This is a genomic window from Pseudoalteromonas atlantica (assembly GCF_043641955.1).
Classification (GTDB): domain Bacteria; phylum Pseudomonadota; class Gammaproteobacteria; order Enterobacterales; family Alteromonadaceae; genus Pseudoalteromonas; species Pseudoalteromonas atlantica_A.
Window position 1 is genome coordinate 108180 of sequence record NZ_JBHZRV010000006.1, and the last position, 24876, is coordinate 133055.

20 protein-coding genes are annotated in these 24876 nt (G+C 40.5%); 7 read left to right on the forward strand and 13 right to left on the reverse strand.

Annotation, left to right across the window (positions count from 1 at the left end):
- Positions 1-150: 150 nt before the first annotated feature.
- Genes ACHUE3_RS13140 through ACHUE3_RS13160 form a run of 5 tightly spaced genes read right to left on the reverse strand, consistent with a single transcriptional unit; the run spans position 151 to position 5008 of the window.
- Positions 151-2241, reverse strand: a complete 2091-nt coding sequence (locus tag ACHUE3_RS13140) for a type IV pilus secretin PilQ (protein ID WP_394192855.1) — start codon at positions 2239-2241, stop codon at positions 151-153.
- The gene (locus ACHUE3_RS13145; protein WP_394192856.1) at positions 2228-2764 is read right to left on the reverse strand and encodes a pilus assembly protein PilP; all 537 of its coding nucleotides are present in this window, start codon (positions 2762-2764) and stop codon (positions 2228-2230) included. Before ACHUE3_RS13145 ends, ACHUE3_RS13140 begins: the two co-directional genes overlap by 14 nt.
- Positions 2761-3378: a type IV pilus inner membrane component PilO gene (locus ACHUE3_RS13150; protein ID WP_394192857.1), complete on the reverse strand. Its 618-nt coding sequence runs from the start codon at positions 3376-3378 to the stop codon at positions 2761-2763. Before ACHUE3_RS13150 ends, ACHUE3_RS13145 begins: the two co-directional genes overlap by 4 nt.
- Entirely contained in the window at positions 3378-3941 is a 564-nt protein-coding gene (locus tag ACHUE3_RS13155) for a PilN domain-containing protein (RefSeq protein ID WP_394192858.1), read from the reverse strand. Before ACHUE3_RS13155 ends, ACHUE3_RS13150 begins: the two co-directional genes overlap by 1 nt.
- A complete protein-coding gene (locus tag ACHUE3_RS13160; RefSeq protein ID WP_394192859.1) occupies positions 3929-5008 on the reverse strand; it encodes a pilus assembly protein PilM in 1080 nt (359 codons plus the stop codon). Before ACHUE3_RS13160 ends, ACHUE3_RS13155 begins: the two co-directional genes overlap by 13 nt.
- Before the next feature lie 132 nt (positions 5009-5140).
- Between ACHUE3_RS13160 and ACHUE3_RS13165 the strand changes: the two genes are divergently transcribed.
- A complete protein-coding gene (locus tag ACHUE3_RS13165; protein ID WP_394192860.1) occupies positions 5141-7657 on the forward strand; it encodes a penicillin-binding protein 1A in 2517 nt (838 codons plus the stop codon).
- A 94-nt stretch (positions 7658-7751) separates the two neighbouring features.
- Here the strand turns inward: ACHUE3_RS13165 and metL are convergent, their stop codons facing one another.
- Together metL and metB are read right to left on the reverse strand one after the other, a co-directional pair.
- Positions 7752-10097, reverse strand: a complete 2346-nt coding sequence (gene metL / locus ACHUE3_RS13170; RefSeq protein WP_394192861.1) for a bifunctional aspartate kinase/homoserine dehydrogenase II — start codon at positions 10095-10097, stop codon at positions 7752-7754.
- A gap of 5 nt (positions 10098-10102) precedes the next feature.
- Positions 10103-11365: a cystathionine gamma-synthase gene (gene metB, locus ACHUE3_RS13175; RefSeq protein WP_394192862.1), complete on the reverse strand. Its 1263-nt coding sequence runs from the start codon at positions 11363-11365 to the stop codon at positions 10103-10105.
- 237 nt (positions 11366-11602) lie between these two features.
- On the opposite strand from metB, the gene metJ reads away from it, so the two are divergent.
- Complete coding sequence (gene metJ, locus ACHUE3_RS13180; protein WP_058560893.1) at positions 11603-11923, forward strand: met regulon transcriptional regulator MetJ; 321 nt, start codon at positions 11603-11605, stop codon at positions 11921-11923.
- 86 nt (positions 11924-12009) lie between these two features.
- Here the strand turns inward: metJ and ACHUE3_RS13185 are convergent, their stop codons facing one another.
- Both ACHUE3_RS13185 and rpmE read right to left on the reverse strand, forming a co-directional pair.
- Complete coding sequence (locus ACHUE3_RS13185; protein ID WP_099295370.1) at positions 12010-13251, reverse strand: malic enzyme-like NAD(P)-binding protein; 1242 nt, start codon at positions 13249-13251, stop codon at positions 12010-12012.
- A 607-nt stretch (positions 13252-13858) separates the two neighbouring features.
- Positions 13859-14071, reverse strand: coding sequence for a 50S ribosomal protein L31 (gene rpmE, locus ACHUE3_RS13190; RefSeq protein ID WP_087532649.1), 213 nt, complete (start codon positions 14069-14071; stop codon positions 13859-13861).
- A gap of 232 nt (positions 14072-14303) precedes the next feature.
- Between rpmE and priA the strand changes: the two genes are divergently transcribed.
- The 5 genes from priA to ACHUE3_RS13215 all read left to right on the forward strand — a co-directional run bounded on the left by priA (position 14304) and on the right by ACHUE3_RS13215 (position 19420).
- The gene (priA, locus tag ACHUE3_RS13195; protein ID WP_394192863.1) at positions 14304-16490 is read left to right on the forward strand and encodes a primosomal protein N'; all 2187 of its coding nucleotides are present in this window, start codon (positions 14304-14306) and stop codon (positions 16488-16490) included.
- 20 nt (positions 16491-16510) lie between these two features.
- Positions 16511-17041: an SPOR domain-containing protein gene (locus tag ACHUE3_RS13200; RefSeq protein ID WP_058560889.1), complete on the forward strand. Its 531-nt coding sequence runs from the start codon at positions 16511-16513 to the stop codon at positions 17039-17041.
- Between the two features lie 80 nt (positions 17042-17121).
- The gene (gene hslV / locus ACHUE3_RS13205) at positions 17122-17640 is read left to right on the forward strand and encodes an ATP-dependent protease subunit HslV (protein ID WP_099295373.1); all 519 of its coding nucleotides are present in this window, start codon (positions 17122-17124) and stop codon (positions 17638-17640) included.
- An 11-nt stretch (positions 17641-17651) separates the two neighbouring features.
- The gene (gene hslU, locus ACHUE3_RS13210) at positions 17652-18980 is read left to right on the forward strand and encodes an HslU--HslV peptidase ATPase subunit (protein WP_394192864.1); all 1329 of its coding nucleotides are present in this window, start codon (positions 17652-17654) and stop codon (positions 18978-18980) included.
- Positions 18981-19045: 65 nt separating this feature from the next.
- Positions 19046-19420, forward strand: a complete 375-nt coding sequence (locus ACHUE3_RS13215) for a gamma-butyrobetaine hydroxylase family protein (protein ID WP_394192865.1) — start codon at positions 19046-19048, stop codon at positions 19418-19420.
- 278 nt (positions 19421-19698) lie between these two features.
- Here the strand turns inward: ACHUE3_RS13215 and ACHUE3_RS13220 are convergent, their stop codons facing one another.
- The 4 genes from ACHUE3_RS13220 to ACHUE3_RS13235 form a co-directional block, all read right to left on the reverse strand.
- A complete protein-coding gene (locus ACHUE3_RS13220; protein WP_394192866.1) occupies positions 19699-20406 on the reverse strand; it encodes a glycine-rich domain-containing protein in 708 nt (235 codons plus the stop codon).
- An 884-nt stretch (positions 20407-21290) separates the two neighbouring features.
- Complete coding sequence (locus tag ACHUE3_RS13225) at positions 21291-23171, reverse strand: methyl-accepting chemotaxis protein (protein ID WP_394192867.1); 1881 nt, start codon at positions 23169-23171, stop codon at positions 21291-21293.
- Positions 23172-23288: 117 nt separating this feature from the next.
- Positions 23289-24317 carry an MJ1255/VC2487 family glycosyltransferase gene (locus tag ACHUE3_RS13230; RefSeq protein WP_394192868.1) on the reverse strand — a complete coding sequence of 343 codons (1029 nt, stop codon included), beginning with the start codon at positions 24315-24317 and terminating at the stop codon, positions 23289-23291.
- Complete coding sequence (locus ACHUE3_RS13235) at positions 24314-24853, reverse strand: phosphatase PAP2 family protein (protein ID WP_394192869.1); 540 nt, start codon at positions 24851-24853, stop codon at positions 24314-24316. The genes ACHUE3_RS13230 and ACHUE3_RS13235 overlap by 4 nt, the downstream gene beginning before the upstream one ends.
- Between the last annotated feature and the right edge of the window lie 23 nt (positions 24854-24876).

Consider the following 24876-nt stretch of genomic DNA (forward strand, 5'->3'; position numbering starts at 1 on the left):
TAAAACCCCGCCTAACGACCTGGCCCCAAAATTAAGGAGGGGATTATCTCAGTAATTGATTGGGTATTTCAAGTCAAATAGAACAAAAAGACAATTAACGAGCAATTAAAGTCAAAAATTGCTCGTTATGTTAAAGAAACTCGACTTGTTTTAGTCTATTTGAATTTTTGGGGTAACGAAAATTAACAATTCTTTCTTTTCATTAAACTCACTCGTACTTTTAAATAGCGTCCCTAAGTATGGAATATCACCAAGTAAAGGTACTTTTTTCACCGAGTTTATAATTTGCTGCTGGAATATACCACCAAGTACCACGGTTTGACCATTCTCAACCAACACTTGAGTTTGAATCTCTTGCGTATCAATTGAAACAGCTGAACCAGTTGGCGTTTGTACGGTATCACCTCGCGTATCTTGCGTAATAACTAAATCCAATATTACTTTATTATCAGGCGTTATGTGTGGCGTTACTTCAAGACTTAGTACTGCCTTCTTAAACGTAACGGTTGTTGCACCACTTGACGCCGACTCTACGTAAGGAATTTCTGTACCTTGCTCGATACGTGCTTTTTGCTGATTAGCTGTGGTAATACGTGGGCTTGCGATTATCTCACCACGATTTTCCTCTTCTAATGCAGTCAATTCTAAATCAAGCAGTGTACCATTTGCTAACTTAGCCACATGCATACCTATACTACCGGCAGCACCTGTTATAGGTAAGTTAACGTTCAATCGATCAGAAATACTTGGAATAGTACCATTAGAAATAGTATTTGCACCTTGCAGCGTACCTGAAACACCATCAGTCCCTTGTTGGTCACTGAACCCCCAGCGTACACCCAAGTCTTCTTTAACGTTATCACGCACTGTAACCATACGCGACTCAATAACGACTTGTCTAACCGGTATATCAAGTGTTTCGACCATTCGACGAACGCTCTCAATACTTTTTACCGTGTCTTTTATAAGCAAAGTGTTTGTACGTTGATCAACTGAAACACTGCCTCTGGGCGTAATGATGCTATTGGTATCTGTTTTTAATAAGTCAGCAAAGTTTTCAGCTTTAGCATAATTTAAACGAATGTATTCGCTATATAATGGCTCTAAGTCTTCAACTTGCTGCTTGGCTTTTAAATCTTTAGCTTCTCTTGCAGCCAACTCTTCTGACGGTGCAACCATTAAGATTGAACCATCCATTCGCTTATCAAGCCCTTTTACACGTAAAACCACATCAAGCGCTTGATCCCATGGCACACCATTGAGGCGTAAGGTAATATTGCCCGTAACTGAGTCACTCGTTACCAGATTAAAATCATTATAGCCTGCGATAATCTGTAGCACGGCCCTAACAGAAATATCTTGGAAGTTGAGTGTCATTGGTCGGCCAAGATACTCTTTACCGCCATCTAAAAATGAGCGCTGAGACGCATCTTTTTCAACGGTCAATGAAAATACATTCTCGATTTGCTGAAACGTATACTTAAACGCTGTATTTGGCTCGATAACAACACGGCTTTTATTATCTTCTTTAAAAGTTTCGATTGAACTTACAACGGTGCCAAAATCAAGCACATCAAGCTCATAAAGCAACTCATCTAGAATATCGGTGTGATGAAATTCAGCAATAATCTTACCGCCACTTTCATGTACATCAACTGCTGCCTGCGTATCTTGTAAAAAAACTAATACGCGCGCTTCACCTTTCTCACCTCGTCGAAAGTCTAGTGATTGGATAGTGTTAATATAATTACTAACATTCTGTGCTAAACCATTTTCATCTTCACTGCTAACACTTTTGAGCATGTTATCTGATACATGCAAAGACACGAGATTATTCTTAACTTTCGTTTGGTAAATTTTCAAGCTATCCATATGCACAGTAACAGTTAGCGTGCCGTCTTTAGCTTGGCTTGAAACCTTTTCAATACCCGCTTGGTTAATGACCACTTCTTCTAGCTCTTTTTCTACACTAGTGTCAGTGAATCGCATTTCGATACGCGCAGGACTGTTAAAAACTTGAATATTGGGTTGTTGCTTTATTTCTTCATCAAATACTAGCTGTAACTCCGTCTCTCCTTCGAGCAGCGGGTTATAACGAATATCATAAAGCAATGGTTCTGCAAAAGCAGAGTGTGTGACTAGCAGTGTAACAGCGACAAGCAATGCTTGATGAACCCTATTACGCCAAGATACTCCCTTACGCATTATAATTTTACCTTTATTATTTTTAACTTGCGTCATCAGTCGTCGCCTCTAACATTTCAAGCTTAGTTAGGCGTTCTTTCCAACAACCAGAACCATCGGGTATTAACTCTAACAATTCAATATAATCGTTTTGAACATCTTTTACTTCACCATGATATAAGCCTAGATGATAGCCAACAGTAACACGGTGTAAAGTTTCGTCCGCAGCTTTAATGAGCGCCCACATGTCCCCTTGAGAACCTAAAGTACCTTTCATCGCTAGGTTATCAAGCGGGTATTTCTCTAGAGGTTCACGTGTCCTGTCAGGATCAGGGTGAAGGCAGTTTTTAATTTGCACTAAGTTATTTTGAATAATTTCAGGCTGCGGTGCAACAAACGGACTGCGTAATTGCCCAGCATTGTACTCAAAGTGCTCAAATTTTGTTAATTGCGGTATTTCTTCAACTTTTGGTGTTGTGCTGGCTTTTACCTGATCGATAAATTCTTGCTGCTTAGCAGTATCATCATTACATCCCGTTAAGGCAACTGCAATCAGTAAAGTCAGGGCTATTTTTTTCATTTTTTCGCCCCTTTCTTAGTATCACCTTCATATCTGTATGTCTTTGCAACCACGCTAAATGTAAGCTTTCCTGCACTTGTACTTGTTATCGAAAAATCATGCAAACTTACAATTCGTGGTAACTGAGCCACCTTTCCTACAAAATCTCCAAATTCATGATAGCTTCCCACTACTTCAATCTTGATTGGTAACTCAGTATAAAATTCTTTTTCGATCTCTGGCAGCCAACCAATTTTTAAAAATGTTAAGCCACTCGTGGTACCCACATACGTTAAATCGTCTAATAAGCCTGGTGTTTCATTAGAAGTCGGTAAGCGGCGTAAAAGTTGAGAAAACTTATCTTCCATATCAGTCATTTGGCTGCGATAAATATCAAGATTACTGGCAATCGCATATTTAGTACGATAGGTATTACGTAATTCAACCTCTTTTGCGACTGCATTATGGTAACTATCAATTTCAGCTGAAACTAAAAGGCTGTAGCTAAAAAATAATACGAGTGCCGCAACAAACGCGCCACATATAACCTTAACTGCAACAGGCCAGTCACCTATATTCTCAAGCTCTATCTCATTCCAATCGATCTCTGTTAACGCTTTAATATCTAGGTTCATTATTTGTTTTCGCCTATTTTATCAAAGGGTTTAACATAAAACTCCATGTTAAAGTCGCTAAGTAAACGTGATGAACTTTCTCCTGCGACAATACCTTGCATGCTTGGTTTTTCTAATAGGTATGAGTTTTGAACCTGCCTAAGCATACTCGATAATCGGTTATTTGACTCACTTCGTCCAATCACTTGAATCGCACTACCGCGGCGTTCTAACTTAGTTAAATAAACACCACCGGGTACAATTTTAGCAACTTCATCCATTATCTGCGTGCCTAAGTTACGGCTACTTTGTAAGTCTTCAATGAGTCTCATACGCTGCTGTAAGCTTTCTTTCTTTCTATCAAGCTCGCGTATTTCTCGAATTTTCATATCCAACTGGGCAATTTCAGCGTTTAAAAAGTTATTTTTTATATTCTGTCCGTCACGTAAGCCGCCATAATAAGCGCTTAGCATGTACATGCTCAAAAAACTAACTAACACGACTAAAAATAAAATGGTCGCAAACTTATTTTGCGATTGTTTACGCTGTTGCTCACGCCATGGCAGGAGATTTATATGTGGCATGATGAAAAGCTCCTTAATGCCAATCCGGTTGCAATCGCGAATTGAGTACGGTGACGCTGCATCACATTTCGATCAACTCTTGGTGAAACATCCATATTTTCAAATGGCTGAGCTACTATAGTATGAATACCAAGCTCTTCAACTAATAGCCTGTCTAAACCATCAATCATTGCGGTTCCGCCAGTTAGTATAATGTAGTCTATGTGCTCTTTACCGCTTGTGGTTAAAAACATTTGCACTGCACGACGAACCTGCTGTAATAAAGACGTTTGAAAAGGCGCTAATACTTCAAAGGTATAATTGGGAGGTAAATCCCCTGTTGTTTTGCCAATCTCAGCTTCATCAAAACCTTTATTATAGTACGACACAATGCTATTGGTGTATTGATCTCCACCGAACACTTGATCTCGGGTATAAATGGTTTCACCACCAAGAACAACACTAACCAGCATGAGCACTGCACCAATATCTATCATGGCAACACATTTATTAAAGGCATCACTAGGAAGTTGTTGATAGTACACATCCATAGCGCGGCTAAGTGCATAGCTTTCTACATCAACCACCTTAGCTGTTAAGCCTGCGCTTTCTAACGCCCCGACTCGAGCTTCAACACTTTCTGTTCGCGCAGCCGAAAGCAACACATTCATTTTTGTCGGATCAGCTTCATTTGTTCCTAGCTTTTCAAAATCTAGACTTACTTCATCAAGTGGGTAAGGAATTAGGCTATCGGCTTCAATTTCAATTTGTGACTCAAGCTCTGCATCTGAAAGCGTCACATCCATAAATATAACTTTGGTTATTACTGTTTGGCCAGAGACAGCAACTGCAGCAGACTTTGCTGATTTAGGTAATTTACGTTTCAATTTAGTGATAATATTGCCAATAGCTTCAATATCTTGAATGTTTCGTTCGGACATTGTGCCTTTAGGCATAGGCTCAATTGCTAAGGCCTCAAGGCGATAGCCAGTTTCCGTTTCATTCAGTAACACAGCTTTAATAGCATGCGAACCGATATCTATCCCTATCATCATCGATGATGATTTATTGAGTAATTGGCTTAACATGTGAGCAACTTGGCCTTTGTTTTAAGAATAAACAAGTTATAATTTTTATATGAAAAAATATTATTCATTTTTTAATCAATATATACTATCAGCCTACGATTCTAATTGGGAGTCCATTTAGGGAAAATATAAGTGATTTTATTCAAGCGAACTTTACAATTTATTATCATTTGCATCTTTTTGGGGCTAATTACTTTAGTAAGCCTTTATTACTATGTTAAATCTGATATCCCTAGCGTGCAAGTTTTAAAAGACGTGCAGTTACAAACTCCTATGCAGGTCTTTTCCCGCGACGGATTACTTATCAATCAATTTGGCGAAAAACGCCGTATACCAGCAAGTATAGATGAAATTCCTCAACCGCTTATAGATGCTCTTTTAGCGACTGAAGATTCCCGATTCTATGAACATATAGGTATAGACCCAATCGGTATTGTTCGCTCTGCAATTGTTTTAATTTCTACCGGAGAAAAGAAACAAGGTGCAAGCACCATTACCATGCAGCTAGCTAGAAACTTTTTTTTAACACGGGAAAAAGCGTATATTCGTAAAGTAAAAGAGATCTTTATTGCGCTGCACATAGAAAACTTACTCACTAAAGATGAAATTCTCGAGCTGTATTTAAATAAAATTGAACTGGGTAATCGTGCTTTTGGTATTGGTGCAGCCGCACAAGTTTATTATGGTAAACCGCTTAACGAATTAAACTTAGCCCAAATGGCAATGATTGCAGGTTTGCCTAAAGCTCCTTCTGCATTAAACCCTATTCGTAATCCTGAACGCGCTAAAGCACGCCGTAATGTTGTGTTAGGCCGAATGCTTGATGAAGGCTTTATCACGCAAGAAACATTTAATGAAACAGCTAGCCAACCAATTACTGCACGCTTTCATGGTGCTGAAATAGATTTATACGCCCCTTACATTTCTGAAATGGTACGTGCAGAAATGGTGGCTCGTTATGGCTACGAACGTGCTTACAACACCGGCTTTAAAGTATTTACCAGTGTAGAATCTGACGTACAGGCCGCAGCACAAAAAGCGCTTGTTGATAACTTACATGCGTACGACATGCGTCACGGATATCGCGGTGCTGACATGCAGCTTTGGGACAATGAAACCCAGTCCCCCCTAAATCGTAATGAAATTCTTGAAAAATTAAAGCCACTCAATGAGATTGGCCCTTTATTAGCTGCTGTCGTAATAGCTGTCAATGAGAAAACCGCAGAGGTATTACTCAAAAATGGCGAGCAGGCTACGCTTACTTGGGGTAATTTAAAGTGGGCACGTAAATTTATAACTCGTTATCGTCAAAGTTATGCACCAAAAACCGCCTCTGATATCTTAACTGCAGGCGATCAAATTTGGCTACGTAAAAACGATGATGCCAGCTATATTCTAAGTCAACTTCCTGAAGCCGCCAGTGCGCTTGTATCTCTTGACCCTAATGACGGTCGCATTAAAGCGATTGTAGGTGGTTATAGTTTTGAGCAAAGCCAGTATAACCGAGCAGTGCAAGCTAAGCGCCAAGTGGGCTCAAACATTAAGCCATTTATTTATTCGGCGGCTTTAGAAAATGGCTATACATTAGCCTCGATCCTTAACGATGCACCAATAAACCAATGGGACAAAAGCTTAGGAGTCGCTTGGCGACCTAAAAATAGCCCCGCAGTTTATAATGGCCCTATTCGTATACGCCGCGCTCTTGCACAGTCAAAGAACGTTATTTCTGTTCGTTTATTGCGTGGAGTAGGACTGCATCGCACGGCTGATCACCTACTGAAATTTGGTTTCCAAGATGATGACATCAATCGTAGTGAATCACTCGCCTTAGGAAGTGCAGCAATCACGCCGCTTGAATTAGCTCGAGGCATGAGTACATTTGCCAACGGCGGCCATTTGATAACACCTTACTTTATAAATGAAATACAAGATTCGGCAGGAAATGTATTATTTCAAGCGCGCCCACAACTCGCCTGTGACGCTGATGAGCTCTCTGCTGACACTGATTTACTCGCAGCAGCTCAATCACAGCACATAGAGCCTTCACAAGGCATACCAACTGAGCAAGCTGTAAACTGCGCTCCTCGCATTGTATCAAAACAGAATGCATTCTTAATTGCAGACACTCTACATAGTGCCATTTGGGGAGGCGGTAGCTGGTCTAAAAAAACTGGCTGGAGTGGCACTGGTTGGCGGGCACAAGCACTAAAACGTCGTGATTTATCAGGAAAAACGGGAACCACTAACAACTCTGTTGATACTTGGTTTAGCGGTTTTAATAGTAATGTAATGACCACTGTTTGGGTCGGTTTTGATAACCCTGGCAATCCATTAGGTCGCTCTACGTACAATAGTAACCTCGATAAATCGCAGATTTCGGGGGCTGAGTCAGGTGCTAAAACAGCTCAACCTGCTTGGGTAGACTTTATGCGTGTAGCACTTAAAGACCAACCCGAAGCGCCGATTGAACCGCCTGAAGGACTGGTCTCGATTCGAATAGATTTAGCAACGGGCTTACTTAGCCAAAAAAATGATTACACTAGTCGCTTTGAGTATTTCGAAAAAGGCTCTGCACCAACAAAGTATGTTATGCAGCACGTTGAAGATGTATTTGAGGAAGATACTAAAACAGAAGAAGAGCTATTTTAAGCCGAGGTATAAAATCTCCGGTTCAAAAAACGCGATATAAAATCGCTGCTATGTAAAAAAGCGCCAAAATTGGCGCTTTTTTATTGCATGTTTTTTATTTTAAATTTTGTATTAACCAATATAAATCAGAATGCACCCCTGCTGCGGTGACTTCTTTACCTGCACCAGGGCCTTGTATTACTAAAGCATTATCACTATACCACAGGCTGTTTATCACAAAGATATTATCGCCCGGTGTTAAATTAGCTAATGCATCGCCTTGAGTGGCAAACGCCAACCCAACTTGCGCTGTGACTTTATTATCAGCAAGTGACAAAGCGCCAGTATAGCGCAACACTTTACCCTGCTCGCTCGCCTGCGTGGCTTTATCAGCAATAAAGCTGTCTAGCTGTTGCTTGTTATCTAAAAACGACTGCCAATCACCTTGCGCTAATTGCTCAGGCATCAGCGCTGTTAAGTCAATATCATCTAACTCTAACGTTAAACCTAACTCACGCGCTAGAATAAGCAACTTACGCTGCATATCACGGCCAGATAAGTCTTCACGCGGATCAGGCTCTGTAAAACCCATTTGTTGCGCTTGCAATACTAAATCTGAAAATGGCACGCTGCCATCATAGCTACTACATAACCACGATAACGTACCAGAGAACACCCCTTCAATACGCGTAATTTTGTCGCCACTGTTTTGTAAATCAGCCAAAGCAAAATTAACCGGTAATCCAGCGCCCACAGATGTGTTATAGCGCCATAATAAATTACGTTCAGCTAGATTATGGCGTAATGCTTGATACCAGTCATTATTAGCTGTGCCTGCGTATTTATTAGCACTGATCAAATGGCAGTCTAAATTAACAAAATCAGGATAAAGTAAACTAAATGATTCACTGGCGGTAATATCAATGACCACTTTATGTTCGTAATCAAGTTCACTTATGTGCGTTAATAAGTCAGCCGGCTGATAATCAGCAGCTTCGTTATCCCATTGTGTTTGCCATTGCGCTAAGCTAATGCCACTTGGGCTAAATAGCATTTGTTGAGAGCGTAATAAACCCACTAACTTAACGCTGAAATGCTGCTCTAATCGATTTAGCTGTTGTGATAGCTGTGAAATGAACACTTCGCCAACATTACCTAAGCCAGCAATAATCACCGCAAGCTCTTGACCTTTATTGATTAGCTTATCGTGTAATAACGTTAAAACATCACTATCAATTGCCTGATCGGTTAATAGCAAAGCATAATCAGTATCTTGGTGACTAAAACGTGGCGCTAAACTTTGCTCACTAAGCAAGGTGGAAGCCTGTAGAGATAAATAAGCTGTATCGTTACTTGGCGCAACAATAGCGCAACCATGTAAGTTTGATTCAATAATATTAGCACGCCCCTGTAATTGACTTACAACTTGGTGAGTCGCATCACCTGGCACTAATAAGTAAGTGTCGCCCTGCTTAACAAAGTGATGCAAACTGTGTTGAATCAACTGACTCAATTGCCCAACTTCACCGGCATTGAGCTGGTCAACTCGCAGTAAATCAATATTCTCTAGCGTGGTAATAAAGCGCTTAGCTTTACTGTAACCTTCTTTCACTATTTCTGTGGCACTAGCTTCGGTATCAAAACTGCTGCGTACAACCAGCTTTATATCTGTATTTTTTAACGGTGATAATGTTTTGGCATGTAAAACTGGGTTGCCTAAACGTGCCAATAAGTTTGCTTGACCACGACACACTTTTGAATACTTAAGCGCTTTATTTACCTTACGAGGGTCTGTGCTAAATACGCCTTGGGTATCGGTCCAAATAGACACTTGCTGCGCATGGCAATAACTGCCTAATAGCGTGGCACTGTAATCACTGCCATTACGCCCTAAAGTAATTGTTTCACCTTGGCAGTCACTGGCAATAAAACCAGTAACCACATTAACATGCTGCTTGCTTATTAAATCGACACAGGCCTGTTGATTCTTTTGATGCAATAACTGCCCATCGTTTAAGGTAAAGAGCTGACGCGCATCAATATCTTTTGTAGCTAAGCCTAATTGCTGTAAGTAACTTGCAAGTAATCTCGCAGACCATACTTCACCATGAGCAAGTAATGCTGATTCAGCCAAAGACTGCTGCTTTGCTTGTTCAGCCAATATTGCCAACTCTTGCTGTAATAAACTAAGTGCCTGCTGTTTTACTTGCGCCGTTAGTAACTGTTCTATCAAGGTTCGCTGGTGATTATCTAACAATAATAAAATATCGCTAACAGCTTGTAGATCGCCCTGCTGGTAACTTTGCCACAACTTAACCAAAGTATTCGTTGTTTTGCCTGCAGCAGAAACAACAACGCAATCACCCACTTCGCTATTAGCTAAAATTATATTTGCGACTGCTTGATAACGCTCTGGCGAACTTAAGCTCGAACCACCAAATTTATGTACTATATTAACCATTATTCTTACCACAATGCCGTATGTGCAGGCGTTAGTTTAAATGAGCTTGATTGTTCATCTTGCTGTACTGATTGTTCTACTTTTTGCGTCGCTGTATTCACATTGCCCTGACCCGGCTTTACTTTATTAAATACGCGCTCTAGATCAGCCACTAAATCTTTAACATCTTCAATACCGACTGAAATACGAATTAGTGTATCACCGACTCCAGCTTCAAGACGGGCTGTTGCATCCATACCTGCATGAGTCATGGTAGCAGGGTGGCAAATTAAACTTTCAACGCCACCTAACGACTCCGCCAAGCTAAACTCTGTAAGACTCGTTAAAAAGGCTGCGGCGTCATTTACATCGCCTTTAATATCAAAACTTACCATGCCACCAAAACCGCGTTGTTGCTGTTTTGCTAATTCGTGTTGCGGGTGCGATTCAAGGCCAGGATAATAAACTTGGCTTACATAAGGTGAATCTTCTAAATACTGCGCTATAACAAATGCATTTTCTTGATGCTGACGCAAACGTACATTTAACGTACGCAAACCACGCAACGTTAAGTAACTATCAAACGGCGCGCCGGTAATACCAATATTATTTGCCCACCATGCCAGTTCATCGCCTAGCTCTTGATTAGCTGCAATTACAGCACCGCCCACAACATCTGAGTGACCATTAATATATTTAGTCGTCGAATGCACCACAATATCTACACCAAATTCAATTGGATTTTGTAAAGCCGGCGATAAAAAGGTGTTATCGGCACCAACAAGTGCACCGCACTGTTTAGCAATCGCAGTAATCGCTTTAATATCAGTCAAGCGTAAAATTGGATTACTCGGTGTTTCAATCCAAATTAATTTAGGTTTAATTTCAAGGATTTTCTGATGGTTCTCAGCTTTAGTTAAATCTAACACCACCAATTTTAATAAACCACGCTTCTCAAGCGAAGTAAATAAACGGTAGCTGCCGCCATAACAGTCATGAGGAATAACTAAAGTATCATCACTATTAAGTAACTGAGTCGCTAAATGCACTGCCGACATACCTGTGGCTGTAATAATTCCCTTAGCGCCACCTTCAAGCTCAGCCAGAGTTTCCGCTAAAATATCACGGTTTGGGTTGCCGCTGCGGCCATAATCGTATTGACGTTTTGTATCAAAATCAGCAAATGAATAGGTCGTTGATAGATGTAGAGGAGGCACAACTGCACCATGATGTTTATCAGCGTCGATGCCTTTTCGTACCGCGATAGTTGCTTTGTTTTTTTGACTCATAACGTCACCTACAATTAAATGGATGTTTAGACGTCTAAAAGGTTAGATGATCAACCCACATAAGTCAAAGAATTTATGGTACAGACCTTACATTTATAGAAGTAAAGAAACTTAGCGAGCTAGATGGCTAAATAACAAGTGTTTGACTATCTTTTTTAAAACGATAGAATTTCCCGCATCTTTGCAAAGCAACTCGGCGATGCAAACAATTAATAACCTGAGGCAACGATACTTCTTATGGCTAAATGGAATGGTGAATATATTCACCCATATGCAGAACACGGTAAAAAATCAGAACAAGTGAAAAAGATCACCGTATCTATTCCACTCAACGTGCTTAAAGTTTTAACGGATGAGCGCACGCGTCGTCAAATTAATAATTTAAGACACGCAACCAACAGTGAATTGCTTTGTGAAGCATTTTTACATGCGTTTACTGGCCAGCCGTTACCTAATGACGACGACTTACGTAAAGATAACCCAGAGAAAGTACCTGAAGAAGTGAAGAAAATCATGCTTGAGATGGGGCTTGAAGTACCTATTCTTAACGAAGATTAAGCTACATTCCTGCCTTCAGGAATTGGATACAAAAAAACCTCAGTAACTTACGTTACTGAGGTTTTTTATTGTCAGATCGTTTAAACCTAAGCCATATAGTTTTCAGGCATATCGATTTGCGCAACACCTGAATCAATCGCCGCTTGCGCTACTGCTTTAGCAATACGCGGTAATAAACGCGGATCCATTGGTTTTGGAATAATATACTCAGGGCCAAATTCTAATTTATCAACACCTGCAGCAGTTAGTACTTCAGCAGGAACAGGCTCTTTTGCAATACTGCGAATAGCATCTACCGCTGCAATTTTCATTTCATCATTGATTTGGCTTGCACGAACATCAAGCGCACCGCGGAAAATAAATGGGAAACATAAAACATTATTAACTTGGTTCGGGTAATCAGAACGACCTGTCGCCATAATAAGATCGCTACGAGCACCGTGAGCTAGTGCCGGATTAATTTCAGGATCTGGATTAGAGCAAGCAAAAATAACTGGCTTATCAGCCATTAGCTTTAAGTCTTCAGGCGCTAATAGGTTTGGCCCTGACACACCTACAAACACATCAGCATCAGCAATCACGTCTTGTAAAGTACGCTTATCAGTGTTGTTCGCGAACAATTGTTTGTATTCGTTTAAATCGTCACGACGCGTGTGAATTACGCCTTTACGGTCAAGCATATAAATGTGCTCACGCAGTGCGCCACATTTAATTAGCAGTTCCATGCATGCAACGGCAGCCGCGCCTGCACCTAAACAAACAATGATCGCATCTTCAATGTTTTTTCCTTGAACTTCTAAAGCATTGATCATACCTGCGGCCGTTACAATCGCAGTACCGTGCTGGTCGTCATGAAATACAGGGATGCTACAGCGCTCAATCAGTGCTTTTTCAATCTCAAAACACTCAGGTGCTTTAATATCTTCAAGATTGATGCCACCAAACGTATCAGCAATATTAGCCACGGTATTAATAAAATCTTCAGTCGTGCGATGCTTTACTTCAATATCAATTGAATCCAAGCCAGCAAAGCGTTTAAATAACAACGCTTTTCCTTCCATAACCGGTTTTGAAGCCAGAGGGCCTAAATTGCCAAGTCCTAAAATGGCTGTGCCGTTTGTGATAACAGCAACCATGTTGCCTTTGCCTGTATACTTATAAGCATTAGCGGGATCTGCTGCAATTTCACGAACAGGTTCAGCAACACCAGGGCTGTATGCTAAGGCGAGATCTTTAGCGGTTTCAGCCGGCTTAGTAAGTTCAATGCTGATTTTTCCTGGAACGGGGTGGGCATGGTAATGTAGTGCTTGTTCACGAAAGTCTGACATAACGCGATTTTATCCTGCAAGTAAGTTAAATTAAGTGTGAGAGAGCAGTTCTATATCTTTAATTGAGAACAATACCGATATTATAATTAAATTCAAGCAATATCAGGTCTATCCTGTTATATGCTATATCAGTTAATTTTATGCGTTTTGTCAGCATTTTTAGCAAATAATTCTAAAAACCCATCTTTAAAACATCAGTAAAGCATCAAAAAACCCAGCTTAAATTGAATAAATATCCAATATCCATCAACTAGGTTGTAATAAGGTGCTTATTACGAACATTTCCCGACGATAACAACAAATAACCATAATTTAGCTTCTTTTAGTTACAAAAGATGTTATTAAACGTTGTATTATTTAATCAATATAGTGAATAAAAAACAGTTTGTCTGTTGGTCGAAAACTATATTCATTATAAAAACTAGAAATACTGAAAGAACTAAAATAAATACGAAGTGCAGTTGAAGGTGGCAACAAAGCCGTACAGAATGAAGTATTTGCTGAATTTAAGCTGTGGTTCTAAATAAAGGCTACCGAAAGCAGTGTTCCTTTATTACAGGCACAAAAAAAGCACCCTAAGGTGCTTTTCTCGACACAAAAGCAGAAATTACTTGCTGCTAAGTGAACCGAAACGCTTGTTAAAGCGATCAACACGGCCACCTGTGTCTAGAATCTTTTGCTTACCAGTGTAAAACGGGTGACACGCAGAACATACGTCTAAGTGGATGTCTTTACACAAAGTAGAACTTGTTTCGAATTTATTTCCGCATGAACACGTTGCTGAAATTACTTCGTACTTAGGGTGAATACCTTCTTTCATAGAAACCTCTAGTTAAGGCCGCATCGCTCTCCAAACCCGAAGTCTGGCACCATACGTCGTTTAAATCAAAATAATTGGACGCGTATTCTAAGCAACAACCCCGCCCGCTACAAGCTTTAAATGCGTTTTTTGCTAATAAAATGAGCAAAAGCTTTAATCGGCTTATTTGCTGATAGGTTTTTTATCGTAACTTTAGTACATTAGCTGTCTTGTTGGTTATTGTTGAGTTGCTATGAGTTTTGTTGAAGTTGCTATAAAAGTCCCGCTACAGCGTACTTTTGATTACAGCCTACCGGAACAGCTTAATGGTTTATCAATCATGCCGAAAGTCGGTTCGCGGGTTATTGTGCCATTTGGTAATCAAAAGAAAGTCGCTGTGGTACTAGCACTTAAAAACAATACAGACGTCCCTGCCGATAAAATTAAAGCCCTCATAGAGGTGATTGATGACGAGCCTATTTTATCTGCTCAGCACCTTGATTTATTGCGCTTTACTGCTCGTTATTATTGTTACCCATTAGGCGAAACAATACATATAGCGTTACCTAGCGCATTACGCCAAGGTGAATGCCCTGATAAGAGCAGTATTAACATGGTCGCCTTAACTGAAAAAGGCGCCAAGCTCCCGTCTTTAAAAGCCAAAAGCCAACTAGGACTATTAAAGCAATTAGCCGAGTCAGGTAAGTCCTCACTCACTGAATTAAAAGCACTGGGGTTTAATAAAAAGACCATTGATAGCCTGATAAATAAAGAACTGATCAGTCAAACAATCGAGCATGATAACCAATGGCAGCAACAAGCACCAAAAATCGGTATTAAACCCGTACTAAACAAAGAGCAAGCCGTTGCCTGTACGTCAATAAACCAAAGCACAGGTTTTAATAGCTTTTTACTTGAAGGCGTAACCGGCAGTGGCAAAACCGAAGTTTACTTACAATGCCTAGAAGAAGTATTAAAACGGGGCGAGCAAGCACTGGTACTGGTACCTGAGATTGGCTTAACACCACAAACCGTTAACCGCTTTCGCCGCCGCTTTGTTGATACTCCAATCATGCTTTGGCATTCAGCCCTAACGGATAACGAACGCTTACAAACGTGGCGCTTTTGCGAAAAAGCTGGTTGCGCTATTGTGATAGGTACTCGCTCAAGTATATTTTTGCCTTTTTTAAAGCTCGGTATGATCATTGTTGATGAAGAACATGATAGCTCATTCAAACAGCAAGATACCCTGCGTTACCATGCCAGAGACCTAGCAGCGTATCGTGCTTTTCAACATAAAATCCCGTTAGTATTAGGCTCAGCAACGCCCGCTTTAGAAACTCTACACAAAGCAATCAATGGTAAATATCAACTATTGAGCCTAACTCAGCGCGCGCAAACCAGTACAGATAACAAGTTTCAGCTGTTGGATATGAAAGGCCAGCCGGATCAAGCAGGCATTGCCCATGCAAGCCTTGCTACCATGCGCCAGCATTTAAACCGCGGCAAGCAAGTAATGGTGTTTTTAAATCGCCGTGGCTTTTCACCTACGCTAATTTGCCATGAATGTGGCTGGCTAAGTGAATGCTCGCGTTGCAGTACCAGCGCAACATTTCATAAAGCCATTGGGCAAATGATCTGTCATCACTGTGGTGAACAAGAACGTGTGCCACATCAATGCCCTGACTGTGGCAGCACACAAATATTTCCAAATGGTAAAGGCACCGAACAAATAGAAGAGTTTTTAACAGGTGAATTTGCCGATATCCCCATTAGCCGTATTGACCGCGATTCAACTCGCCGTAAAGGCAGCTTAGAAAAAGCCTTGGATGATATAAACCAAGGCGGCGCACGAATTTTAGTGGGTACGCAAATGCTCGCTAAAGGCCACCATTTTCCTGATGTCAGCCTAGTGCTGATATTAGACGTAGATAGTGGCTTATACTCTTGTGATTTTCGTGCTACTGAACATTTGGCTCAATTGGTTACACAAGTTGCAGGACGCGCAGGGCGAAGCGGAGAGCCCGGCCACGTGTTATTACAAACGCACTTTCCTGAACACCCACTATTACAAGACCTAGTCAACAACGGTTATCAAGACTTTGCCCGCTTTGCTTTACAAGAGCGTGAAGATGCTGAGCTGCCCCCAATCACTAATATGGCGATTGTGCGGGCCCAAGGCCATAACGTAAAACAGGTAGTGGATTTTTTAACTGATTTAGTTCCAGTGCAAGGTGTAAGTGGTATACAATTGCTGGGTCCAATTCCTGCGCCACTTGAAAAGATAGCAGGAAAATACCGTTTTCAATTACATATTCAAGCGCTTGATCGTCAGCAATTACATCAATATCTCGCGCAAATGATAGATTATCTAAGCACCAGTAAATTAGCACAGAAAGTGCGCTGGAGTTTAGATGTCGACCCAATCGATATGATTTAAGGTTAGAGCTTTAAACACACATGGCACAACACGATTTTATTAATAAAAAGCCGGGGAACCGCAACAGTAAAAAACAACCACCACCGAAAAAGCCTTTTCCTATTTTATTAGTCCTTGTGACTCTGGTGTTAGTGGGCGGATTTTGTTTTGGTCTTTGGTATGTCAAAACCAATGCCGACCCTAAACTGGTTGAGCAACAAGCAAACCCAACTAAAAAGATTGAAAAGGTTGAACCTGCAAAACCGCGGCCACCTGAATTTATCAAAGAAATAAAAGAGCATGAAGTACAAGTTGAAGTTAAAGAGCTTGAACAAAAGGGCCCTTATGTTATGCAGTGCGGATCATTTAGAACCCATGCTCAAGCCGAAACTCTCAAAGCAAAAATTGCGTTTGCGGGCCTAATTGCCGAGATCCGCGAAACCACAGGTACCAATGGCATTTGGTATAAAGTGCGCTTAGGTCCTTATAAAACAAAGCGTTTAGCTGAAAGCGACAAAAACAAACTCAAGCGCAGCAAAATAATGGGTTGTGGAATTTGGCTTTGGACTTGATTTTAATCCATTAACCCATATTAACTCCTCATCAATCGTTTTTTACGAGTCGCCCCTGCGGCTCGATGATGAGGAATAACATGACCACTATTGTAAGTGTACGTCGCGACGATAAAGTCGTCATTGGTGGCGATGGCCAAGTTTCACTTGGTAACACCGTAATGAAGGGCAATGCCCGCAAAGTTCGACGCCTTTATAATGGCAAAGTAATCGCTGGTTTTGCCGGCGGTACTGCTGATGCCTTTACCCTATTCGAACGTTTTGAAAGCAAACTTGAAATGCACCAAGGCAACCTCACCAAGGCAGCCGTTGAAATGGCCAAAGATTGGCGCAGTGACCGTGCCCTTCGTAAACTTGAAGCCTTGCTCGCAGTTGCTGATGAAACAGCCTCTTTAATCATTACAGGTAACGGCGATGTCGTACAACCTGAAAATGACCTAATCGCTATAGGTAGCGGTGGTAACTTTGCGCAATCAGCCGCAACTGCGTTACTTGAAAACACCGACCTAAGTGCCCGTGACATCGTAGAAAAAAGCCTCACTATAGCAGGTGATATTTGCGTATTCACAAATAACTTCCAAACCATCGAAGAATTGTAATAGGAACCGCTATGTCTGCTATGACTCCAAGAGAAATCGTTCATGAACTTGACCAACATATCATTGGCCAAGCTAAAGCAAAAAAAGCCGTCTCTATTGCGCTTCGTAATCGCTGGCGCCGTATGCAATTAAACGACGACTTACGTGCTGAAGTGACCCCTAAAAATATCTTAATGATTGGCCCTACTGGTGTCGGTAAAACTGAAATTGCACGTCGCTTAGCAAAACTTGCTAATGCACCGTTTATTAAAGTTGAAGCTACTAAGTTCACCGAAGTGGGTTATGTTGGTAAAGAAGTTGAAACCATCATTCGTGATTTAGTCGATGTGTCGATTAAAATGACGCGCGAACAGCAAACTAAAAAGTTTAAGCACCGCGCTGAAGAAGCAGCAGAAGAACGCATTTTAGATGCACTATTGCCACCAGCAAAAGACTCTTATGGCGAAAGCCAGCGTGATGAAAACTCGTCAACTCGCCAAACATTTCGTAAAAAGCTTCGCGAAGGTCAGCTAGACGACAAAGAAATTGATATTGATGTTGCTCAAGCACAACCTAATGTTGAGATCATGTCGCCACCAGGCATGGAAGAAATGACCAACCAGCTGCAGAGCATGTTCCAAAACATGTCATCTGATAAAAAAGCGAAGCGTAAGCTAAAAATTAAAGAAGCGTTTAAACTATTAGCCGAAGAAGAAGCGGCTAAATTAGTAAATCCTGAAGAGCTTAAAGAGCAAGCTATCTTTGCGGTTGAGCAAAACGGTATTGTATTTATCGATGAGATAGACAAAATCTGTAAGCGTGGTGAGTCATCAGGCCCAGACGTAAGCCGTGAAGGCGTACAACGCGACTTACTGCCGCTTATTGAAGGTTCAACAGTAAACACTAAACACGGCATGGTTAAAACCGACCATATGCTCTTTATAGCCTCTGGTGCATTCCAAATGTCAAAACCATCAGACATGATCCCAGAGCTGCAAGGTCGCTTACCTATTCGCGTTGAATTAGAAGCACTCACAGCGGATGACTTTAAGCGTATTCTTACTGAACCACATGCGTCACTTACAGAGCAGCAACGCGAACTTCTTAAAACTGAGAAAGTGAATATAGAGTTTGCTGATGATGCTATTGAGCGTATTGCAAAAGCCGCTTGGCAGGTAAACGAAAAGACTGAAAATATCGGTGCTCGTCGCTTACATACTGTGATGGAAAAGCTAATGGAAGAGATTTCGTTTGATGCATCAGAGCAGGCAGGTTCAAACCTAGTGATTGACGCCGCTTATGTTGAAAAACATTTAGGTGCACTAGTTGAAGATGAAGACTTAAGCCGCTTTATTCTTTAACAGCAGTTTAATGTATACTTAAGGCCTCCAATTGGAGGCCTTTTTATTGCCCTATGAGTTTAGCTATGAAACAAGTTATAAAAGTTCATTACCACAGCGTTAGCAAAACCCTCGACGTCTATTTTGATGACGACTCAACATGCACTTTCAGCAGTGAGTTTTTACGTGTTCACTCCCCCTCAGCAGAAGTGCAAGGCCATGGCAATGAGCAAATGAAGCTCGTTTTGGGAAAATCACAGGTTGGCATCAGCAAAATAGAACCTGTTGGTCACTATGCAATTAGGCTCATCTTCGACGACAACCACAACAGCGGCTTATTCAGCTGGAGCTACTTCTCGCACCTTCAAGCTAAGCATGATGAGTTATGGCAAACATATCAGCAACGCGTCGCAGAGCATCAAGCCAGTAAAGACAGCGTACCGATAAAGTTTGTGCCTTGATTTTAGCTGCGAGCTTTAAGCTGTAAGCTGTAAGTTGCTCGGCGTTAAAGTTGATTATGTGGTTGTGGTTGAGTGCAGTGAAATCTAATGAGAAGGCGCTAGGTAGCTAGGTTTTATTGACCCTAAATAGCCTGTTCACCGTAAGCTACTTACAGCCGTATCGACAGGCGAAGTAAACGAATTTGTTTATTGATTTAGAATTGACCGTCACTGTAAAAAAACGGTCAAAAAGAATACTAGTTCCTATTGTCAGAGTTAAGGCTCATGTGTGTTTATTTTCAGTCTCCACCACCGCTACAGCCACTTCCGCCACTACAACCAATGTAATTGCCATCACCACTACAGCCTCGGCCACCACCTGTAGGTTTACCGTCAAGTGTAGGTGCATAATCAGCAGAAATGCTTATATGAGCTGCGCAATAATTCAGATTAGTTTTATCTGTTGACTCTGAAATAGACAACATACAGTTTAACTCATAATTGAAGCCATTTTTTATTTTTAGCCTCGAATCTAATGCAAAAATCAAAGGTAATCTTTTTGGATTAAAGCAATTAATTTGTTCTCGGCTACAAGATAACTCCCAAGCTCTTTTAGTTCCTATTTGAGCTTCTACTTGTGATTTCATAGCTTCGGCAGGGGTGTGGTGAATAAAACGCCCAAACGCTTTTGAACAAAAACGAGCATACTCTCGAGTAAACAGAATAAACTCATGCCAAGCCACATCAACAACCTGAGAAGGCATAGCCACGGACTCTTTATTGGATATATGGATTAGATAAAAATAGTCCTTTAATCCTCGCATAACCTGCTGTAATTCAGAGCTGCTTAAGTGAGGATAAACTTCACTTATTTTAATTGTAATTGCTTTAGGGAACTCATAATTTCTGATGAATGAGGTTTGACTAGTTAAAACTACTTTCCTAAATATTAAATACGTAACGATTAGAAAAACAAAAAATATTATTACAATAAAAGCAACATCCATGCTCAAACCTTAAAGAAAATATAACGAGCCTGTAAAATAACTCGTTTTTAATTTATTTTTATTGATATATTAACCACCATAGCGGAGTTGCTATTTTGATTCAATCGCTTAGTCATATTCGTGTTAGTTTATCGACTATTTAAGCATGCTCATACTAAGCGCTGATTTCCCCCTCATTTACTTCTCATTCTCTGCTCTTTGTACAAAAGATCTTTAACTGAATTATTAACAAAGAGGTTAAGAGGCACTGCGCTTTAGAGGAGAAACCGAAGTTGAGAGGCTAGGTAACTAAAGTCTGAGATTGGCGTAGATCGTGCTTTAGCGCGTCAATTCCAATAGTTAATTGATTCTCGCCATAAATGACGACCTACAGGATGAATAATTAGGCTTTGTTGCTAATGGATTCAGCTCAATGAATCTGTTGTTCTTCCCTCATTTACTTCTTCATTCCATTCTCTTTTTGCAAAAGATCTTTAACAGAATTATTCACAAAGAGGTTAAGAGGCGCTGCGCTTTAGAGGAAAAAACCGAAGTTTAGAGGCTAGGTAACTAAAGTCTGAGATTGGCGTAGATCGTGCTTTAGCGCGTCAATTCCAATAGTTAATTGATTCTCGCCATAAATGACGACCTACAGGATGAATAATTAGGCTTTGTGGCTAATAGATTCAGCTCAATGAATCTGTTGTCCTTCCCTCATTTACTTCTTCATTCCATTCTCTTTGTGAAAAAGATCTTTAACTGAATTGTTTATAAAAAGATTAAGAGGCGCTGCGCTATTTAATTACCCGAACAAAAAAGCCATAAGCTCAAAGCAACTCAGGTTACTTAAAACTTATGGCTTAGCGCTTAAAGCTCAACTAGCTCCTAGAGCCTAGCTCCTAATATCAAACCTTAAACTTATCTATTGCTTGATGGAGTACCCTAGCTTGCTCTGATACTTCTTCGCTGGTTTGTGCATTTGTGGTGGCATGGGTTGACGCATCCTCAGCAATATCACGAATACGTACTACGTTTTTATTGACCTCTGATGCCACTTGGCTTTGCTCATCAATTGCGGCTGCAATATGGGTACTCATCTCCATGATGGTTTGTACATCTTCGGTAATTGAGCCAAGCAATTCACCCGCTCTGGTGGCTTGTTCAGCGCTCTCTCCGCCTTGAGTACGGCATCGTTGCATTATGCTTACCACTTCTTGCGTACGACCTTGTAGCGTTGAAATAATACTTTCAATTTCTTTAGTCGACTCTTGTGTACGTTGGGCAAGTGAGCGTACTTCATCTGCAACTACCGCAAAGCCTCGACCTTGTTCACCAGCACGTGCTGCTTCTATTGCCGCGTTAAGTGCAAGTAGATTTGTTTGCTCTGCAATACCACGAATTACATCAAGAACCGACCCAATGGTTTCACCATCTTTTTCTAGCTGAGATACTACCGAAGACGCGTCACCTAACGAGTTTGATAACTGGTTAATATGATTTACTGTTGATTCAACCTCTGAGCGGCCTTTCTGCGCATTCAAATTGGTTGATTCAGCTTTTTTAGCTGCGGCTTCAGTATTGTGTGAAATATCTTGAATCGTTGCCTGCATCTCTGTAGCAGCCGTTGCTACCATATCGGCTTCATGCAATTGCTCTTGCATACCTGAGCTGGTCGCCGCGGTTGTTTCCGATAAATTGCCTGTAGCTATATTAAGTGTGGTTAAAGCTGTATTTACTTCATATATTAGCTTTTTAAAATCACCAATTAAGCTATTGAAGTCAACCGTCATGGTGGTTATTTCATCTTTACCTGTTTCTTCAATAAATAAGCTAAGGTCGTTGTTACGCCTAATATCATTTATTGTGTGATATACACGCTCAATAGGCTGGATAATTGAACGGCTAGTAAAGTACACCAATAACATAACAATTAGCCCTGCAATACCAAAAATAGCAATTGCCAGCATTTGCACTCTATCGGCGGTATCAGTAACCTGTTGCTTTGTTGCACTGGTTATTCTAGATACAACTTCGTCGCTTTTCTTTACACTTACTCGCATTTTACCGAGCGCGCCTGAATCAAGATCTAGACCGAGTGACTTTTGTGCATTCACCAGTGCTGTGAATTTACTTTTATAACTACTCAACAACGACACTAATTCATTGCGGGTATTACTATTAATACTTGAGCCTTTAATTTGTTGCTCAAGGTCATTCGCTATCCCTTCAAAGCGCGATAAATACTTCATATCTAAACGTAACATAAAGTCTTTTTCAGCACGGCGAAGCTGTAACATCAAGGTAAGTAATTGATAGTTATTTTGCTCATTGAGTAAGGTTTCTATTTGGTGCACTGCACTTCTTAGTTCACCATATAGCGCATCTTTTGGGTGTAAACCAATTGCTCTTTGAAATTCAACAACTATATAAAAATCATCATAATATTTTTGAGCAAGTACACCAAATTGATTTACATCTGCAGTTGCTATCCCCAACTCGTTTGATAATACTTTTAATTTATCTAATTTATATTGAAGTTGCTGAAACTCTTTATCAAACAACGCTAATTTAGATTCATCTTTATAAAATAAGAAATCTTTTTCGTATTTACGCATTGATAATTCATGAATATCTAGCTCCTCCGCATACTGAATAGTTTCATTTAATTTCAGCATGACCTTTGCTTCATAAATGATGATAAATAACATAACTATCATTGCTAAACCAACAACGAGCGCATTAATTTGTAGCCGACGCTTTATCGTCAAGTTTTGGAGAATTGTCATCTACTGCAGCCTTTTAGTTAGGATCACTAGATTTTCTAGTAAAGTGTTTAACCTATAGTGTAGATTATCCCACGAATTTATCACTATTCACTACAAAAAAATGTCCTCGATTACAATTTAGCACACTGATTTCCATAAGCTTTGATGCAGTTTTTCTGTATTTCCCCATTGCTTATCTACCAACCAATTAACTAATGGCTCAGGATCACTAGGGAAATTAATCTGTTTATGCGCTTTGCTCACAATCCACTCATCTAGCGCGCAAGGGTTTAAGTAACGCATAACATGTGCAGCATTCATTGTTAATAATGTATGTGCATTGGCATCTTGTTCAAATTGGCCTGCTAACGGTTTTAGTAATAATTTTTTACCCAATTTAAGCGCTTCACTTGAGAGCTCAAACCCAGCGTTTGCAATTACACCACTGGTGTTAGCCAAGTCATTTAAAAAGCCACTGCGTGATGGCTTACGCAAATGTATGTGCCCTTGGGAACTATTTTCTGCGTCGGGGTGGTAACAATAAAATTCTTTATCTGGAAAATCTTTTAAGTAGTCTATAACGCTTGCGAGCTCTTCAAAGGGTAAATAAACCAACACCTTGTTATCTATACTCACTGGATTATCATGCCAATGACTCGCGATAAAAGGAGGAATAATATTATCTGCAAATGGCTGCCAATGGACGCCTAAATGTATATTTGCAGGTGCATAATAACGAATTAAAGAACGATGCAATAAAGCATTGCCTGTCATTGGTACCTTAGGTGATAAAAAAGCAGCTTGGTGGCTCATGCCAATAACAGGAACACCTTGGCGCTTTGCTGCCCAAGCTGAAACAGGTTCGAAGTCATTAAAAACAAAATCATAACCAGATACATCAAGCTGTTTTATGTCATGCACCAGCTTGCATAACTTGGCATTTTTTACTGTCTCATAGCTATTAATTTTGCCATTTTGTGTCGAAAAAGATAAACCATGAAAGCGCCGATAATCTGAAAACTCTTCCATATCAAAATAGTTTTGTTCTGCGCGACCTGAAAAAACATAATCAACGTCAACTCCCATTTCACTAAATGCTTTTGCCATTACACGCGCGCGGGTGATGTGCCCATTACCAGTCCCTTGAATGCCGTACAGTATTCTCATAGGTAACCCACCAACAAAATAGCCGTTAAACCACAGCTTGCTCCCATTAAGGCGCCAAGCACGACATCAGCAGGAAAGTGGACACCTAGAACAACACGAGAAGCAGCAACACCGCTTGCCCAAGCGAACCATAAACCAACAAAATTAGGAAAATAATGGGTAAGTATAATGGCAACTAAAAATGCACCTGCGCTATGCCCAGATGGCAAACTAAATTTATCACTTGGGATAATATAAGCGCCTTTGACTAAACAATCGCAAGGTCGAATACGTGCAAAACTTTTTTTTGCTACAAAGTAAATAGGTCTTTCAATCACAAAGCCCACCAGCAAAGTAATCGACAACATTTGTAGCTGTTGTGCCTGTCCAAACCAGCCACATGCCAAAGCCAAAACCACATATAAGCCTCCATCGCCACTTTTTGATAACCCCAAGGCTGAGTTTTTAAGCCATGTTGGTGAGTTACCATTAAATAGTTTTAGAAATAAGTGTTCATCCAGCTGTGCCATTTTTTTAAATATGTTGTGCTGACTCATGGTGTGACCCTTTTTTATACAAT

What these genes read in the sequence shown, in the direction of transcription:
- ACHUE3_RS13140 (WP_394192855.1), bottom strand. Translation starts at nt 2,241, where the DNA reads ATGACGCAAGTTAAAAATAATAAAGGTAAAATTATAATGCGTAAGGGA.
- priA (WP_394192863.1), top strand. Translation starts at nt 14,304, where the DNA reads ATGAGTTTTGTTGAAGTTGCTATAAAAGTCCCGCTACAGCGTACTTTT.
- ACHUE3_RS13155 (WP_394192858.1), bottom strand. Translation starts at nt 3,941, where the DNA reads ATGCCACATATAAATCTCCTGCCATGGCGTGAGCAACAGCGTAAACAA.
- ACHUE3_RS13200 (WP_058560889.1), top strand. Translation starts at nt 16,511, where the DNA reads ATGGCACAACACGATTTTATTAATAAAAAGCCGGGGAACCGCAACAGT.
- hslU (WP_394192864.1), top strand. Translation starts at nt 17,652, where the DNA reads ATGTCTGCTATGACTCCAAGAGAAATCGTTCATGAACTTGACCAACAT.
- ACHUE3_RS13150 (WP_394192857.1), bottom strand. Translation starts at nt 3,378, where the DNA reads ATGAACCTAGATATTAAAGCGTTAACAGAGATCGATTGGAATGAGATA.
- ACHUE3_RS13225 (WP_394192867.1), bottom strand. Translation starts at nt 23,171, where the DNA reads ATGACAATTCTCCAAAACTTGACGATAAAGCGTCGGCTACAAATTAAT.
- rpmE (WP_087532649.1), bottom strand. Translation starts at nt 14,071, where the DNA reads ATGAAAGAAGGTATTCACCCTAAGTACGAAGTAATTTCAGCAACGTGT.
- ACHUE3_RS13235 (WP_394192869.1), bottom strand. Translation starts at nt 24,853, where the DNA reads ATGAGTCAGCACAACATATTTAAAAAAATGGCACAGCTGGATGAACAC.
- ACHUE3_RS13215 (WP_394192865.1), top strand. Translation starts at nt 19,046, where the DNA reads ATGAAACAAGTTATAAAAGTTCATTACCACAGCGTTAGCAAAACCCTC.
- ACHUE3_RS13160 (WP_394192859.1), bottom strand. Translation starts at nt 5,008, where the DNA reads ATGTTAAGCCAATTACTCAATAAATCATCATCGATGATGATAGGGATA.
- ACHUE3_RS13145 (WP_394192856.1), bottom strand. Translation starts at nt 2,764, where the DNA reads ATGAAAAAAATAGCCCTGACTTTACTGATTGCAGTTGCCTTAACGGGA.
- ACHUE3_RS13185 (WP_099295370.1), bottom strand. Translation starts at nt 13,251, where the DNA reads ATGTCAGACTTTCGTGAACAAGCACTACATTACCATGCCCACCCCGTT.
- metJ (WP_058560893.1), top strand. Translation starts at nt 11,603, where the DNA reads ATGGCTAAATGGAATGGTGAATATATTCACCCATATGCAGAACACGGT.
- metB (WP_394192862.1), bottom strand. Translation starts at nt 11,365, where the DNA reads ATGAGTCAAAAAAACAAAGCAACTATCGCGGTACGAAAAGGCATCGAC.
- metL (WP_394192861.1), bottom strand. Translation starts at nt 10,097, where the DNA reads ATGGTTAATATAGTACATAAATTTGGTGGTTCGAGCTTAAGTTCGCCA.
- hslV (WP_099295373.1), top strand. Translation starts at nt 17,122, where the DNA reads ATGACCACTATTGTAAGTGTACGTCGCGACGATAAAGTCGTCATTGGT.
- ACHUE3_RS13230 (WP_394192868.1), bottom strand. Translation starts at nt 24,317, where the DNA reads ATGAGAATACTGTACGGCATTCAAGGGACTGGTAATGGGCACATCACC.
- ACHUE3_RS13220 (WP_394192866.1), bottom strand. Translation starts at nt 20,406, where the DNA reads ATGGATGTTGCTTTTATTGTAATAATATTTTTTGTTTTTCTAATCGTT.